This is a genomic window from Streptomyces sp. NPDC007907 (genome assembly GCF_042959365.1).
Lineage (GTDB): Bacteria > Actinomycetota > Actinomycetes > Streptomycetales > Streptomycetaceae > Streptomyces > Streptomyces indiaensis.
This window is the reverse complement of the sequence record NZ_JBIBKR010000007.1, coordinates 421784-437851: the sequence shown is the minus strand read 5'-3', so window position 1 is coordinate 437851 and position 16068 is coordinate 421784. Positions and strand designations below refer to the sequence as shown.

Below are 16068 nucleotides of genomic sequence, written 5' to 3'. Positions count from 1 at the left end.
CTCCACCCGGGCGTACTGCGGACGGAGTATGCGCCGCATAAGAGTTTGGACCTGGGGCCTACGGAACCCCCCTTTTCCATGGCTCAGGGTGTAGGGGCGGGCGCTCATCTGCGCGTCCGCAGCCGCTTCTGCCGTTAAACAGAAGAGAGACCCTCACCCATGTCCTGGCTGTCGAGATTCAGCCTCGCGCAACGGGCCCTGACAGGGCTGATGTCGATCATCGCGCTCGTCTTCGGGGCGATCGCGATACCCCAGCTCAAGCAGCAGCTGCTGCCCACCATCGAACTGCCCATGGTGTCGGTGCTGGCGCCTTACCAGGGCGCGTCCCCGGACGTGGTCGAGAAGCAGGTCGTCGAACCCATCGAGGACACCCTCGAAGCCGTCGACGGCATCAGCGGCGTCACCTCCACCGCCGGCGAGGGCAACGCCGTGATCATGGCGTCCTTCGACTACGGCAACGACACCAAGCAGTTGGTCGCCGACGTCCAGCAGGCCGTCAACCGGGCCCGCGCGCAGCTCCCGGACGACGTCGACCCGCAGGTCGTCGCCGGCTCCACGGACGACATCCCGACCGTCGTCCTCGCCGTCACCTCCGGCCGCGACCAGCAGGCCCTGGCCGACCAGCTCGACAAGACGGTCGTGCCGGACCTGAAGAGCATCGACGGCGTCGGCCAGGTCACCGTCGACGGTGTGCGCGACGTCCAGGTCACCGTCACGCCCGACGACGCGAAGCTGGCGAAGGCCGGCCTGACCGCCCAGTCCCTCGGCGAGGCCCTGAAGGCGGGCGGCGCGACCGTCCCGGCGGGCTCCTTCGACGAGGGCGGCGCCAACCGCACCGTCCAGGTCGGCGGCGGCTTCACCTCGGTGGAGCAGATCCGCGACCTGATGGTCAAGGGCGAGCCCGGCAAGGGCAAGCCTGCCCGCCTCGGCGACGTCGCCACGGTGAAGCAGCAGGAGGCCACGGCCGACTCCATCACCCGCACCGACGGCAAGCCCAGCCTCTCCGTCGCCGTCACCATGGACCGCGACGGCAGCGCGGTCGCCATCTCCGACGCCGTCCAGGACAAGCTCCCGGACCTGCGCAGGGACCTCGGCTCCGGCGCGACCCTCACGGTCGTCAGCGACCAGGGCCCGGCCGTGTCCAAGTCCATCGAGGGCCTGACCACCGAGGGCGCGCTCGGACTGCTCTTCGCCGTCCTGGTGATCCTGGTCTTCCTGGCCTCGATCCGCTCCACCCTCGTGACCGCGGTGTCCATCCCGCTGTCCGTGGTGCTCGCCCTGATCGTGCTGTGGACGCGCGACCTGTCGCTCAACGTCCTCACTCTGGGTGCCCTGACCATCGCCATCGGCCGGGTCGTCGACGACTCGATCGTGGTCCTGGAGAACATCAAGCGCCACCTCGGCTACGGCGAGGAGCGCCACTCGGCGATCCTCAGCGCCGTGCGCGAGGTCGCCGGAGCGGTGACGTCCTCGACGCTCACCACGGTCGCGGTGTTCCTGCCGATCGGCCTGGTCGGCGGCATGGTGGGCGAGCTGTTCGGCTCGTTCAGCCTCACCGTCACGGCCGCCCTGCTGGCGTCGCTCCTCGTCTCCCTGACGGTCGTGCCGGTCCTGTCGTACTGGTTCCTGCGTCCCCCGAAGGGCACCCCCGAGGACGCGGACGAGGCGCGCCGGATCGCGGAGGAGAAGGAGGCCAGGAGCCGCCTCCAGCGCCTCTACGTCCCCGTCCTGCGCTTCGCGACCCGCCGCCGCCTCACGAGCGTGGCCCTCGCGATCGTCGTCCTGGTCGGCACGTTCGGCATGGCGCCACTGCTGAAGACGAACTTCTTCGACCAGGGCGAGCAGGAGGTCCTCACCGTCAAGCAGGAGCTGAAGCCCGGCACCAGCCTGGCCGCGACGAACGCCCAGGCGAAGAAGGTCGAGCAACTGCTCGCCGACACCGAGGGCGTGAAGGACTACCAGGTCACCGTCGGCTCGTCCGGCTTCATGGCGGCCTTCGGCGGCGGCACCGACACCAACCAGGCCTCGTACCAGGTGATGCTGGACGACTCCGCCTCCTACGAGGACGTCCAGGACAGCATCGAGAAGGGTCTGGCCGGTCTGAAGGGCATCGGCACGACCACGGTCGCCGCCGGTGACGGCTTCGGCAGCCAGGACCTCAGCGTGGTCGTGAAGGCCGCCGACGCCGACGTCCTGCGCACGGCGTCCGAGGAGGTCCGCAAGACGGTCGCCTCCCTCGACGACGTCACGGACGTCTCCAGCGACCTGGCGACCAGCGTGCCGCGCATCTCCGTCAAGGCCGACGACAAGGCGGCCGCGGCCGGTTTCGACGACCAGACCCTCGGCGCGGTCGTCGCCCAGGCCGTCCGCGGCAACACCGTGGCCAAGGCGGTCCTGGACGACACCGAGCGCGACGTCGTCATCCGCTCGGCGAAGCCCGCCACCACCCTGAAGCAGCTTCAGGACCTGCGCCTGAGCGGCGCGGTGAAGCTCGGCGACATCGCCACGGTGAAGGAGGTCGACGGGCCGGTCTCCATGACCCGCATCGACGGCCGGCGCGCGGCCACCATCACCGCGAAGCCGACCGGCGACAACACCGGCGCGGTCAGCGCTCAGCTCCAGTCGAAGATCGACGCGCTGAAGCTCCCGGACGGCGCCACGGCGTCGATCGGCGGTGTCTCCGAGGACCAGGACGAGGCGTTCGCCAACCTGGGCCTGGCGATGCTCGCGGCGATCGCGATCGTCTTCATGCTGCTGGTCGGCACCTTCAAGTCCCTGGTCCAGCCGCTGATCCTGCTGGTCTCCATCCCGTTCGCCGCCACCGGCGCGATCGGCCTGCTGATCGCCACCGGCACCCCGATGGGCGTCCCGGCGATGATCGGCATGCTGATGCTGATCGGCATCGTGGTGACGAACGCGATCGTGCTGATCGACCTGATCAACCAGTACCGCAAGCAGGGTCACGGCGTCGTCGAGGCCGTGATCGAGGGCGGCCGGCACCGGCTGCGCCCGATCCTCATGACCGCCCTGGCGACGATCTTCGCCCTGCTGCCGATGGCCCTCGGCATCACCGGCGAGGGCGGCTTCATCGCCCAGCCGCTGGCCGTGGTCGTGATCGGCGGCCTGGTGACGTCGACGCTGCTCACCCTGCTGCTCGTCCCGACGCTCTACGCGATGGTCGAACTCCGCAAGGAGCGCCGGGCGAAGAAGCGCGCGGCGAAGAAGGGCCTCTCGGCCCAGCGGACGGACACGGTGGAGCCGGAGCCCGCGAACGTGTGACGGCCTGACCCCGGTGGCCGGGCACCGGCCCTCCAGGGCCGGTGCCCGGCCGTTGCGTTGTGCGGTTCCGTATCCTGTGGATCGCGAACGCCACTACGGGGGAAGGGGTTTCGGGCGTGCCGCTGCACAGGGACGACCCGAAGTCGGTCGGCGGCTACCGCCTGCTCGACCGGCTGGGGGCCGGGGGCATGGGCGTGGTCTACCGGGGCAGGGCGCGGTCGGGCCGTGTCGTGGCCCTGAAGGTGGTGCACGCCCAGTACGCCGAGGACCCGGTCTTCCGCAGCCGGTTCCGGCAGGAGATCGCGGCCGTACGCAAGGTCAGCGGTGCTTTCACCGCGCCGGTCCTGGACGCCGACCCCGATGCGGCGCGGCCCTGGATGGCCACCCAGTACGTAGCCGGGTCCTCCCTGGCGCACCGGGTCCGTGACCGGGGCGCCCTCACCGACTCCGAGCTGCGCCGACTGGCCCTGGGTCTGGTCGAGGCGCTGCGCGACATCCACCGGGCCGGGGTGGTGCACCGGGACCTCAAGCCGGCCAACGTCCTGCTGGCCGAGGACGGCCCGCGCGTCATCGACTTCGGCATCTCCCGAGCGGCGGAGAACCACCAGACGCTCACCGAGACCGGCCAGATGATCGGCACACCGCCTTTCATGTCCCCCGAACAGCTCGTCGACGCCCGCGCGGTCGGCCCGGCGTCGGACGTCTTCTCGCTCGGATCCCTGCTGGTGTACGCCGTGACCGGGCGTGGCCCCTTCGACGCGGACAGCCCCTATCTGACGGCGTACCGGGTGGTGCACCACGAACCCGTGCTGGAGGACGCCGGCGGGCCGCTGCGCGCCCTGCTGGAGCGCTGCTTGTCCAAGGAGCCGGAGAACCGGCCCGGACTCGACGAGCTGGCCCGGGAGCTGGCGGCCGTCCTGCCCGAGCCGGTGGACAGCGAACCGGCCACGATGCCCCTCCGCGCGGACGGGCTCACGGCCGTCGAGCCCGTCCGCCCCGTGACCGCGGCCCCGCCGCGGGCCGGACGGCTCCGCCGACGTGTTCGGCGGCTGCCGGTCGTGACGGGCGCGGCGGTTGCGGTCGTCCTGGGCCTGACGGCCTATCTGACCCTGGGCCCCGGCTGGGCGCTGAGCGGCGACAGGCCGGAACCGTCCCCGTCCCGATGGGCGGCGCCGCCGGCCGGATGGAGGCCCTGGCAGACAACGGTGTACGAGACGGCCGGGCGCGGAGTACGCACGACGCCCGGCCGGCAGGAGGGCGGAACGACGCGGGGCGGGCCCCAGTGCCGCGTCTACGAGCGCGCCGTGTACTGCGCGGGCGACGGGATCCTGCCCGTACGGCTGGACGGCAGGACGGGGGCGACCGTCTGGCGCACCGGTCCGGCGGCGTCCGTCACCGGCGACGACTTCGCCAGGTTCCAGATCCTCGGCGTCATCGACGACACGGTGGTGGTGCAGCAGGAACCGCAGGGCGAGGGGCCGAACCGGATCTTCGCCTTCGACACCGGCACCGGTGAGTCGCTGTGGCAGCGCGCGGTGAACGCGGAGCGGATCGATCCGGTGCTGCACGGCGGCCTCGTCGTGCTCCCGGAGGGCGACGGCACGTCCGTGACCGCCCGCTCGCCCCGCGGCGGAGCCGAGCGCTGGACGCAGCGGCTGCCCGCCCGTCACTACTGCGGGGCCACGGGACTGGGCGAGCGGCTGTACCTCCAATGCGTCCCGGAGGCGGGAGGCCCCTCCCTGGTCGTCGAAGCCGGCCGAGCCGACGGCCGGGACCGGCGGCTGACCGTCCCGGCGAAGTCCGGCCTCCTCGGAGCTCTCGACGGCCTGCTCCTGTTCCTGGACACCAGGGAGGACGAGGACGGAAACCTGCTCGTGGGCCAGGACGCACCGTACGCGGCGATCCGGACGGTGGATCCCCGCACCGGTGCCCACCACACCACGAAACTGTCCGGGGAGTACGGGGGACAGGTGTCGCTGGCGGACGGCACCCTGTGGTTCGCCGCGTCGAACGGACAGGTCAGCGCCGTCTCCGCCGAGACGGGCCGGCCGCTGTGGCGGACCCCGACCAGCCTGGAGCGGCCGAGCGAGGCGACGTACGACCCGCGGGCCCGGGCCGTGTACCTGAGCAGTGCCAGCGGGCGGGTCGGGGCGCTCGACGCGAAGAAGGGCACCCTGCTCTGGGAGACGCCGCCACGGGCCGGGCGCGACGACACCGACTGGGGTGCCACCGAGGTGGTAGCCCTCGACGGTGCCCTGGTCGCCTCCACCCCCGACGGCACGGTCTTCAGCCTCGACCCCGCGCACCCCGAGCGGAAACCGCGCTCGGGGTGACGTGGGGCGGGACGGCTACGGCAGCGCCAGCATCCGCTCCAGTGCCAGCTTCGCGAACGCCTCGGTCTCCTTGTCCACCTCGATGCGGTTGACGAGGTTGCCCTCGGCCAGGGACTCCAGGGCCCAGACCAGGTGGGGGAGGTCGATGCGGTTCATGGTGGAGCAGAAGCAGACCGTCTTGTCGAGGAAGACGATCTCCTTGCCCTCGGGCGCGAAACGGTTCGCCAGACGGCGGACCAGGTTCAGCTCGGTGCCGATGGCCCACTTGGAGCCGGCCGGGGCGGCCTCCAGGGCCTTGATGATGTACTCCGTCGAGCCGACGTAGTCGGCCGCGGCCACGACCTCGTGCTTGCACTCGGGGTGGACCAGGACGTTCACGCCGGGGATGCGCTCGCGCACGTCGTTGACCGAGTCCAGGCTGAAGCGGCCGTGCACCGAGCAGTGGCCGCGCCACAGGATCATCTTGGCCGCGCGCAGCTCGTCGGCGGTCAGGCCGCCGTTCGGCTTGTGCGGGTTGTAGACGACGCAGTCCTCCAGGGACATGCCCATGTCGCGGACCGCGGTGTTGCGGCCGAGGTGCTGGTCCGGCAGGAAGAGGACCTTCTCACCCTGCTCGAAGGCCCAGTCCAGGGCCCGCTTGGCGTTGGAGGAGGTGCAGATCGTGCCGCCGTGCTTGCCGGTGAACGCCTTGATGTCGGCCGAGGAGTTCATGTACGAGACGGGCACGACCTGCTCGGCTATGCCGGCCTCGGTCAGCACGTCCCAGCACTCGGCGACCTGCTCGGCCGTCGCCATGTCGGCCATCGAGCAGCCGGCGGCGAGGTCGGGCAGGACGACCTTCTGGTCGTCGGACGTCAGGATGTCCGCCGACTCCGCCATGAAGTGGACGCCGCAGAACACGATGTACTCGGCCTCCGGGCGGGCGGCCGCGTCCCGGGCGAGCTTGAACGAGTCACCCGTCACGTCGGCGAACTGGATGACCTCGTCACGCTGGTAGTGGTGGCCGAGCACGAAGACCTTGTCCCCGAGCTTCTCCTTCGCCTTGCGGGCGCGCTCCACCAGGTCCGGGTCGGACGGCGAGGGCAGGTCGCCGGGACACTCCACACCGCGCTCGCTCTTCGGGTCGGCCTCACGGCCGAGGAGCAGCAGGGCGAGGGGCGTCGGCTGGACGTCGAGCTCCTGGGTCTGGGCGGTGGTCACGACACGCACCCTTTCTGTTTCTGCGACTTTTCGTCGATTTGACGCTATCTATCATAACCGCTTCACGTCACTTTGACGATGGCCATAGCGTCTGTGTGACGTGAATCCCGGTGAGCCCGCGTTCATTCCCGGGAAGACCCGGAAAGAGCCGTTTTCCGGTTCCCGGCGCGTGTGCGAGCATGAAAAGGAGCCGAGATCGAGCGCCCGGCCCGGAATGAATCCGCGGCCCCGCCGGTTGCAACCGTCGGCAAGCAGTCTCCGTACAACCCGGGAGAGATGTAGATGTCCGTATCGGACGAGACCAGCACCGTCACCGACGGCATCATCCTGACCGACGCCGCCGCGTCCAAGGTCAAGGCGCTGCTCGACCAGGAGGGCCGCGAGGACCTCGCGCTGCGCGTCGCCGTCCAGCCCGGCGGCTGCTCCGGCCTGCGCTACCAGCTCTTCTTCGACGAGCGCGCCCTCGACGGCGACGTCGAGAAGGACTTCGGCGGTGTGAAGGTCGTCACCGACCGCATGAGCGCCCCGTACCTCGGCGGTGCCACGATCGACTTCGTGGACACCATCGAGAAGCAGGGCTTCACGATCGACAACCCGAACGCGACGGGCTCCTGCGCCTGCGGCGACTCCTTCAGCTGAGCCCGCCGAGCCGCCACCGGGCGGCCGTGGACACGACGAAGGCGGCGGCCCCCTCCGACGGGGCCGCCGCCTTCGCGCTGTGCGCCCGGGCCTACCGCTCCCGCGTCGGAGGAGCCGGCAGCCGCGCGCCGTCCTTCGCCAGCGGGACCGCCTTGCCGTCCGCGTCGACGACCGCCCGGTCGCCGAGCGGCTCGTCCAGCTGCACGGTCTTCTGGAACTGCTTGGCGATCATGATGCAGACCTTGTCCGGCCACGGCGTCGACGTCACGGTGACCGTCACCTCGTCGCCCTTCTCGCTCGCCTTCACGTCGTAGTCGGCGCACACGCCGCCGGTGAAGGACACCGTCAGCTCCGCGCCCTCGGCCCGGTAACCGTCCACCTTCACCTCGCGCGGGCCCGGCGCCGACGAGGGCCGGTCACTCGGTGCGCTCGGCTCGGGCGTGACCAGGTACCTCGGCTCCACCGCCGGGTACGTCACCGTGAACGGGTCCTTCGCGCCCGGCGCGGACACCTCGAACAGCCAGGACGGCACCAGTGCCTGCCGGCCGTCCACGACGTGCGCGGCCAGCCCGAACACCGCGCCCTCCACGGTCACCGTGTCCTGCTGGGGGGAGCCGCTCGCCGGCTGGCCGCAGGGCTGCTCCAGCCGGTCCTTCAGCGGCACGGGGCTGGCGCAGCCGCCGATGCCCATCCGGTGGTCCTTCTTCGGCTGCCCGTTCATCAGCTCCAGCGCCTTCTCGGCGGTGACCACGGGGTACGTGTCGCCCTTCACCGGCGTGCTCAGCTGACCGGTGCCGCCGACGACCTCGCCGTCCGCGCCGACCGTGATGCCGGTCGGCCAGCCGTGCGTGGGCAGTCCGCCGACCACGGGAGCGGCGTTGACCACCCGCTGGGCCCCCATGACCTGGCTCGCGTCGACCTTCGCGTCGTCCTGACCCACCGCCTTCAGCACCGGCGCGGCGGCCTTCTCGGCCACGTCCTCGCTCACCGGCGTGTCACCGGGCTGCGGGGCGCCGCCGCAGGTGTCGGTGCCCTTGCAGTCGTCGGTCCCCGGCGCGTACCGGCTGAACGTCCAGGAACCCGGGGCCTGCCGGTCGACTTGGAGACTCGGCCCCGACCCGTCCTGGCCCCCGATCCTCCAGACCTCGCCCTGTGCCACCGGGGTGCCCTCGACGCCGAGAGCCTTCGCCAGCCGGGCCACGTCCGCCGTGCCGACCTCGCCCTGCGCCCGGTACACCGGGGCCTTGGCGGGTCCGTCGGGCAGGGGGCCGCCGAGCCGGTAGGTGGCGCCGTAGGGGTTGGGCTCGCCGGGCGCGATGCCGTTGCCGCCGCCGGCCGTGGACTCCGAGTAGCCGTCGAGGGCGAGCGGCGGGGGAGTGTCGTCCCCGCCGGGCGCACCGGAGGTCGCACCGCCGCCCGACCCACTGGAGGCGTTGGAGGCGAGCCAGGCCCCGCCCCCGCCGATCAGCAGCACGGCGGTGGCGACGGAGGCGATGATCGCGGGCGTACGCGACCGCCCGCCGCCGTGACGGACCAGGTCCTCCTCGTCACGGGGCACTTCGCGGACCGGCGCGGGCGTGGCACGGGGGCGGGCCGCCCGCGCTTCGGTGTGGTCCGCGGCGGCTTCGTGAGTGGGCGCAGGGGTGGAATCAGGTGCGGCCGCTGTCGAGGCGGAGCGGGCCTCCTCGACGTCCGTGCCCTCGGCGACGGCCTCGCGATCCGGGGACGACTCGGCTCCATCGGTCCGGGCCCCGGTCGGCTCGGCGTCCTCCAGCCCTCCCGTCGCCCCCGTCTCCGGATCCTCTCCCGGCGCGCCGGGCTCAGCGACGGCCGGGGCAGCCGCCCCCGGCTCATCGGTCTCGGCCGACTCCGCCTCGGCGGCCGGTGTCTCGCCGTCCACGGCGGCATCAGCAGCCTCGCCGGTCACGCCAGTGCCGGTCTCGTCGGACTCCGAGGGCTCCTGGTTCTCGGACGGCTCCCCGTTCTCCGCCGACGCCCCGACACCCTCCGACGCGCCGGGCTCCGCAGACGCGCCGGCCTCCTCCGATGCGCCGGGCTCCGTAGGCGCGCCGGCCTCCTCCGATGCGCCGGGCTCCGCAGACGCGCCGGCCTCCTCCGATGCGCCGGGCTCGGCCGATGCCCCGGCCTTCGTCGTGCCGTGCGCCTCGGTCTGCGGAGCGGCATCCGCGGAGGCGTCGGCCGCTTCCCTGACGTCGTCGTCTTTGTCGGGTCGCTCGGTGTTCACCGCATCGCTCCTTCGGCTGCACAGCTGTCCCATGGGACCCGGCCCGGTCATACCCGGACCGCTGGTGGGTCGTATCCCGCCTCCCCTTTACGGGGGACAGCGATGGGACGCAGCGGGGGAGCACACGGTTCCCGCGTGTGCGCCGTTCAGTCCCCGTAGTCGGACATGGCGTCGAGCAGCCGCGCCGATGCGAGGGGTACGGACACGCCGTGGATGAGGGCCGGGGAGACCGGCCGCGAGACGATCCGGGGGACCGCCCAGTGCGGAGCCATCCGCGCCCCGTCACCCGGCAGCGACGCCAGATCGCCCTCGAGATCGACCGGAACGGGCGCATGGACCTTGAGGTTCGTCATAGCGGCACCGTACGCACGGTCGAGCTCACCGAGAAAGATCTACTATCGGGTAGTTTCGATGCCTTCAGAGCCGTCCCGCCCACCCGATAGCGTGAACCGACAAGGTCCGCCTCCCTCAGGAGAATCCACGCCGTGCGCATCGCAGTCACCGGCTCCATCGCCACCGACCACCTCATGACCTTCCCCGGCCGCTTCGCCGACCAGTTCGTAGCGGACCAGCTGCACACGGTCTCGCTGTCGTTCCTGGTCGACAAGCTCGACGTCCGCCGCGGCGGCGTCGCCGCGAACATCGCGTTCGGCATGGGCCAGCTCGGCACCCGCCCGATCCTGGTCGGCGCCGCGGGCGCGGACTTCGACGAGTACCGGGCCTGGCTCGACCGGCACGGTGTGGACACGGAGTCCGTCCGCATCTCCGACACGCTGCACACCGCCCGCTTCGTGTGCACCACCGACGCCGACCACAACCAGATCGGCTCCTTCTACACGGGCGCCATGAGCGAGGCCCGCCTCATCGAGCTGAAGACCGTCGCCGACCGCGTGGGCGGCCTCGACCTGGTCTCCATCGGCGCCGACGACCCGGAGGCGATGCTCCGCCACACGGAGGAGTGCCGCTCGCGGAACATCCCGTTCGCCGCCGACTTCTCCCAGCAGATCGCCCGGATGGACGGCGAGGAGATCCGCATCCTGCTGGACGGAGCGACGTACCTCTTCTCCAACGAGTACGAGAAGGGCCTCATCGAGACCAAGACCGGCTGGAGCGACGCGGAGATCCTGTCGCGCGTCGGTCACCGGGTGACCACCCTCGGCGCGCGCGGCGTGCGCATCGAGCGGGTCGGCGAGGACCCGATCGAGGTCGGCACGCCCGACGAGGAGCGCAAGGCCGACCCGACGGGCGTCGGCGACGCCTTCCGCGCGGGCTTCCTCTCCGGCCTGGCGTGGGGCGTCTCCCTGGAGCGTGCCGCGCAGGTCGGCTGCATGCTGGCGACCCTCGTCATCGAGACGGTGGGGACGCAGGAGTACCAGCTGCGGCGCGGGCACTTCATGGAGCGGTTCACCAAGGCCTACGGGGACGAGGCCGCACAAGAGGTTCGGGCGCATCTGGGCTGATCTGCCGTCCGCGGGGCGCGTGGGGGCTGTTCGCGCCCCGCGGCGGCAGCCGCAAGCCGACACAGCCCCGCGCCCCTGAGTGACTCAGCTCACCCGGCGGACCAGGTAAGCGGCCCCTCGGTCCGCCGGCTCCTCGCCCACGTACTCTTGGCCCCGCATCTCGCACCACGCGGGGATGTCCAGGCGGGCGGCCTCGTCGTCCGACAGGACCCGGAGCAGGCCGCCCACGGGGACGTCACCGATGACCTTGGCGAGTTCGATGACCGGGATCGGGCACCTCTTGCCCAGGGAGTCCACGATGAGCACGTCGGCCTCCCGCACCACCGTCTCCGAGGCCGGCGCCCCCAGCTTCTCCCGCACCGCCGCCACCGCCCGGGGCAGCACCTCCAGGAACCTCTCCACCTCCTCCTCGGCCGCGCCGAGCGGCAGCGAGACCCGCACATTTCCCTCGCTCAGGACACCCATCGCCCGCAGCACGTGGCTCGGCGTCAGCGTGCTGCTCGTGCAGGACGATCCGGACGAGACCGAGAAACCCTCGCGGTCCAGCTCGTGCAGCAGGGCCTCGCCGTCGACGTAGAGGCAGGAGAAGGTGACGACCCCGGGCAGCCGGTGCACCGGATCACCGACGACCTCCGCGTCGGTCACCAGCCGCGGCACCCGCGCCCGGATCCGGTCCGTCAGCTCCCGCAGGCGCACCGCCTCCTCGGCCGCCTCGGCCCGTACGGCCCTGAGCGACGCGGCCGCCGCCACGATCGCCGGGATGTTCTCGAAACCGGGCGCCCGCCCCGACTCCCTCTCGTCCACCGGCCCTTGTGCCGCGAACCGCACCCCCTTGCGCACCGCGAGCAGCCCCACCCCGGACGGGCCACCCCACTTGTGCGCACTGGCCGTGAGCAGCGACCAGTCCCCCGCCACCGGCCCCCACGCCAGGGACTGCGCCGCATCCACCAGCAACGGCACCCCGGACTCCCGGCACAGCTCCGCCACCGCGGCGACCGGCTGCTCCGTGCCCACCTCGTGGTTGGCCGACTGCAGACACGCCAGCGCCGTGTCCGCGCGCAGGGCGTCGCCGTAGGCTGCCGGGTCCACCGCCCCGCCCCGGTCGACGGCCACCTGCGTGACGGACCCGCCGTCGGCCTCGTGCGCCTCCGCCGAATGCAGTACAGAGGAGTGTTCGACCGCCGACACGATCAGGTGACGCCCGCTCCGCCTCCGGCCGGCCAGCGCCCCGGCAATCCCCGTGTGCACGGCACGGGTTCCGGACGAGGTGAAGATCAGCTCGTCCGGACGGCACCCCACCGCCTCTGCGGCGGCCTCCCGCGCCGCGTCGAGCAGCATCCGGGCCCGGCGCCCCTCCCTGTACAACCGCGCAGGATCCGCCCACCCTTCGTCGAACGAGGCCAGCAGAGCCTGCCGGGCGACGGGATGAAGAGGAGCACCGGAAGCAGCGTCGAAGTAGGGCACACCTCAACGCTAAGCGCCCCGAAGGGGCGCGGGGAACTGCGCGCTCGACCACCACGACCCGCGGTCGCCGATGTGCAGATCTCCCGCCCTGGTGGGCGCCCGGCGTAACCCGCGGCGCGTTGGGCACCCCTCCCCGAGAACCCCCGGAGGGCGTCGGCTAGGGTTTGGTCCGCATAAACATCCAAACCCCTGCCCGACGCAGGGCGGCGACCGACCAGCGAGAAGGCCAGGCCGCAGCCGACCGCGCGGGCGAGACTCTCGGGAAGGCGCTACGTGAGTCCCAACGGCTCCGACCGCTCGCCGCGGCGCCCGATGCGGCGGAAGCTGCTGCAGGCACTGACCGCGGGCCTGGTCTTGGCGACAGCCACCGGTTGCTCGTACAACTGGGAAGACTTCCCCCGCCTTGGTATGCCCACCCCGACCACGGAAGAGGCTCCCCGGATCCTCTCCCTGTGGCAGGGTTCCTGGGCGGCTGCGCTCGCCGTCGGCGTGCTGGTGTGGGGTCTGATCCTGTGGAGTGCTTTCTTCCACCGGCGCAGCCGCACCAAGGTCGAGGTTCCTCCGCAGACCCGGTACAACATGCCCATCGAGGCGCTGTACACCGTGGTTCCGCTCATCATCGTCTCGGTGCTGTTCTACTTCACCGCCCGTGACGAGTCCGAGCTGCTCAGCCTCAAGAAGAAGCCCGACGTCACGGTCAACGTGGTCGGCTTCCAGTGGAGCTGGTGCTTCAACTACATCGAGCCGGTCGCCGGTTCCACCGGGGACGCGAAGACCTCGAAGGACCTGAACGCGATCCCGGACCGCTTCAAGAAGGACTTCCCGGCCAACGCCGGCGGCGTCTACGACTGCGGCACCCCCGGCACGCGGAACCCGCAGACGGGCAACCCGGGCCCGACCCTGTGGCTGCCCAAGGGCAAGACGGTCCGCTTCGTCCTCACCTCGCGTGACGTCATCCACTCCTTCTGGGTGGTGCCGTTCCTCATGAAGCAGGACGTCATCCCGGGCCACACCAACGCCTTCGAGGTGACCCCCAACAAGGAGGGCACCTTCCTGGGCAAGTGCGCCGAGCTCTGCGGCGTCGACCACTCTCGGATGCTGTTCAACGTGAAGGTCGTCTCCCCGGAGCGTTACGAGCAGCACCTCAAGGACCTCGTGGACAAGCAGCAGAACGGTTACGTTCCTGCCGGCATCGCGCAGACGAGCCACGAGAAGAACCGGGAGACGAACAACCTGTGAGCATCCTCAACGAACCCCAGGGTGCCGCGGCAGCAGGGTCCCACTACCAGGACGAGCTGCCGGTCAGGCGCCAGAACCGCGGCAGTGTCGTGGTCAAGTGGCTGACGACGACGGACCACAAGACGATCGGCACGCTGTACCTGGCGACGTCGTTCGCGTTCTTCGTCATCGGCGGCGTCATGGCGCTGGTCATGCGCGCCGAGCTCGCCCGGCCTGGTCTGCAGATCATGTCGAACGAGCAGTTCAACCAGGCGTTCACGATGCACGGCACGATCATGCTGCTGATGTTCGCGACGCCGCTGTTCGCCGGTTTCGCGAACTGGATCATGCCGCTGCAGATCGGCGCGCCCGACGTGGCGTTCCCGCGGCTGAACATGTTCGCCTACTGGCTGTACCTGTTCGGCTCGCTCATCGCGGTCGGTGGCTTCCTCACCCCGCAGGGCGCGGCCGACTTCGGCTGGTTCGCCTACAGCCCGCTGTCGGACGCGGTCCGCAGCCCGGGCATCGGCGCCGACATGTGGATCATGGGTCTGGCCTTCTCCGGCTTCGGCACCATCCTCGGCTCGGTCAACTTCATCACCACGATCATCTGCATGCGCGCCCCGGGCATGACGATGTTCCGCATGCCGATCTTCACCTGGAACGTGCTGCTGACCGGTGTGCTGGTCCTGCTCGCCTTCCCGGTCCTGGCCGCGGCCCTGTTCGCGCTGGAGGCGGACCGCAAGTTCGGCGCCCACATCTTCGACTCCGCCAACGGCGGCGCCTTGTTGTGGCAACACCTCTTCTGGTTCTTCGGCCATCCAGAGGTGTACATCATCGCCCTGCCGTTCTTCGGCATCATTTCCGAGGTCATCCCGGTCTTCTCCCGTAAGCCGATGTTCGGTTACACGGGTCTGATCGGCGCGACCATCGCGATCGCGGGTCTGTCCGTGACGGTGTGGGCGCACCACATGTACGTCACCGGCGGTGTGCTGCTGCCGTTCTTCTCCTTCATGACGTTCCTCATCGCCGTCCCGACCGGTGTGAAGTTCTTCAACTGGATCGGCACGATGTGGAAGGGCTCGCTGTCCTTCGAGACGCCGATGCTCTGGGCGACCGGCTTCCTGATCACCTTCACCTTCGGTGGTCTGACCGGTGTCATCCTGGCCTCGCCGCCGATGGACTTCCACGTCTCCGACTCGTACTTCGTGGTGGCCCACTTCCACTACGTCGTCTTCGGCACCGTGGTGTTCGCGATGTTCTCCGGCTTCCACTTCTGGTGGCCGAAGTGGACCGGCAAGATGCTGGACGAGCGTCTCGGCAAGATCACCTTCTGGACGCTGTTCATCGGCTTCCACGGCACGTTCCTGGTGCAGCACTGGCTGGGCGCCGAGGGCATGCCGCGTCGTTACGCCGACTACCTGGCGGCCGACGGCTTCACCGCGCTGAACACGATCTCGACGATCAGCTCGTTCCTGCTCGGCATGTCGATCCTGCCGTTCTTCTACAACGTGTGGAAGACGGCCAAGTACGGCAAGCCGGTCGGCGTCGACGACCCGTGGGGCTACGGCCGCTCCCTGGAGTGGGCGACCTCCTGCCCGCCGCCGCGGCACAACTTCATCACCATGCCGCGGATCCGCAGTGAATCCCCGGCGTTCGACCTGCACCACCCGGAGATCGCCGCTCTCGACCAGCTCGAGAACGTCGGTCACGGCGAGAAGGCCATCGCTGGTGGCAAGGAGGCCGGCAAGTGAAGATCCAGGGCAAGATGTTCATGTGGCTGAGCGTCTTCGTCCTCGCCATGGCTGTGGTCTATGGCGTGTGGTCGAAGGAGCCGGCCGGTACCACGGCCCTCTTCCTGGCCTTCGGCCTGTGCATCATGATCGGCTTCTACCTCGGCTTCACGGCCAAGCGGGTCGACGTCGGTGCGCAGGACGACAAGGAGGCGGACGTCGCGGACGACGCCGGCGAGGTCGGGTTCTTCAGCCCGCACAGCTGGCAGCCGTTCTCCCTGGCCATCGGCGGCGCCCTGGCCTTCCTGTCGGTCGCCATCGGCTGGTGGCTGATGTACTTCTCGCTGCCGATCATCCTGATCGGCATCTGGGGCTGGGTGTTCGAGTACTACCGCGGTGAGAACCGCACCCAGTAACCAGCGCCGAGCGCCGAAGGGGCCCGGACACTCCGAGAGGAGCGTCCGGGCCCCTTCCTCATGCCGTAATGCGTGTCACTC

General features: G+C 70.6%; 11 protein-coding genes. 7 read left to right on the top strand and 4 right to left on the bottom strand.

Features of this window, described 5'->3' with window-relative positions; translation table 11 throughout:
• The first annotated feature begins 159 nt into the window (after positions 1-159).
• Together ACFZDI_RS29235 and ACFZDI_RS29230 are read left to right on the top strand one after the other, a co-directional pair.
• Complete coding sequence (locus ACFZDI_RS29235; RefSeq protein ID WP_391254388.1) at positions 160-3279, top strand: efflux RND transporter permease subunit; 3120 nt, start codon at positions 160-162, stop codon at positions 3277-3279.
• A gap of 116 nt (positions 3280-3395) precedes the next feature.
• Positions 3396-5612, top strand: coding sequence for a protein kinase (locus ACFZDI_RS29230; RefSeq protein WP_391254385.1), 2217 nt, complete (start codon positions 3396-3398; stop codon positions 5610-5612).
• Positions 5613-5627: 15 nt separating this feature from the next.
• Here ACFZDI_RS29230 and nadA read toward each other — a convergent pair whose 3' ends face one another.
• Positions 5628-6812: a quinolinate synthase NadA gene (gene nadA / locus ACFZDI_RS29225; RefSeq protein WP_356042390.1), complete on the bottom strand. Its 1185-nt coding sequence runs from the start codon at positions 6810-6812 to the stop codon at positions 5628-5630.
• Between the two features lie 282 nt (positions 6813-7094).
• Between nadA and ACFZDI_RS29220 the strand changes: the two genes are divergently transcribed.
• Positions 7095-7451, top strand: coding sequence for an iron-sulfur cluster assembly accessory protein (locus tag ACFZDI_RS29220; protein ID WP_031109243.1), 357 nt, complete (start codon positions 7095-7097; stop codon positions 7449-7451).
• A gap of 91 nt (positions 7452-7542) precedes the next feature.
• Here ACFZDI_RS29220 and ACFZDI_RS29215 read toward each other — a convergent pair whose 3' ends face one another.
• Complete coding sequence (locus ACFZDI_RS29215) at positions 7543-9696, bottom strand: hypothetical protein (protein WP_391254381.1); 2154 nt, start codon at positions 9694-9696, stop codon at positions 7543-7545.
• A 146-nt stretch (positions 9697-9842) separates the two neighbouring features.
• A complete protein-coding gene (locus tag ACFZDI_RS29210; RefSeq protein ID WP_234849878.1) occupies positions 9843-10049 on the bottom strand; it encodes a hypothetical protein in 207 nt (68 codons plus the stop codon).
• Between the two features lie 132 nt (positions 10050-10181).
• On the opposite strand from ACFZDI_RS29210, the gene ACFZDI_RS29205 reads away from it, so the two are divergent.
• Positions 10182-11156: a carbohydrate kinase family protein gene (locus ACFZDI_RS29205; protein ID WP_234849877.1), complete on the top strand. Its 975-nt coding sequence runs from the start codon at positions 10182-10184 to the stop codon at positions 11154-11156.
• A gap of 84 nt (positions 11157-11240) precedes the next feature.
• Here ACFZDI_RS29205 and ACFZDI_RS29200 read toward each other — a convergent pair whose 3' ends face one another.
• Entirely contained in the window at positions 11241-12620 is a 1380-nt protein-coding gene (locus tag ACFZDI_RS29200; RefSeq protein WP_391254377.1) for an aminotransferase class V-fold PLP-dependent enzyme, read from the bottom strand.
• A gap of 273 nt (positions 12621-12893) precedes the next feature.
• On the opposite strand from ACFZDI_RS29200, the gene coxB reads away from it, so the two are divergent.
• Genes coxB through ACFZDI_RS29185 form a run of 3 tightly spaced genes read left to right on the top strand, consistent with a single transcriptional unit; the run spans position 12894 to position 15987 of the window.
• On the top strand, positions 12894-13859 hold the full coding sequence (gene coxB / locus ACFZDI_RS29195; RefSeq protein ID WP_234849875.1) for a cytochrome c oxidase subunit II: 966 nt from the start codon (positions 12894-12896) through the stop codon (positions 13857-13859).
• Positions 13856-15592 (top strand): cytochrome c oxidase subunit I, encoded by a 1737-nt coding sequence (gene ctaD / locus ACFZDI_RS29190; RefSeq protein WP_391254373.1) that lies wholly within the window; start codon positions 13856-13858, stop codon positions 15590-15592. The genes coxB and ctaD overlap by 4 nt, the downstream gene beginning before the upstream one ends.
• Positions 15589-15987: a cytochrome c oxidase subunit 4 gene (locus ACFZDI_RS29185; RefSeq protein WP_234750419.1), complete on the top strand. Its 399-nt coding sequence runs from the start codon at positions 15589-15591 to the stop codon at positions 15985-15987. Before ctaD ends, ACFZDI_RS29185 begins: the two co-directional genes overlap by 4 nt.
• Positions 15988-16068 lie beyond the last annotated feature (81 nt).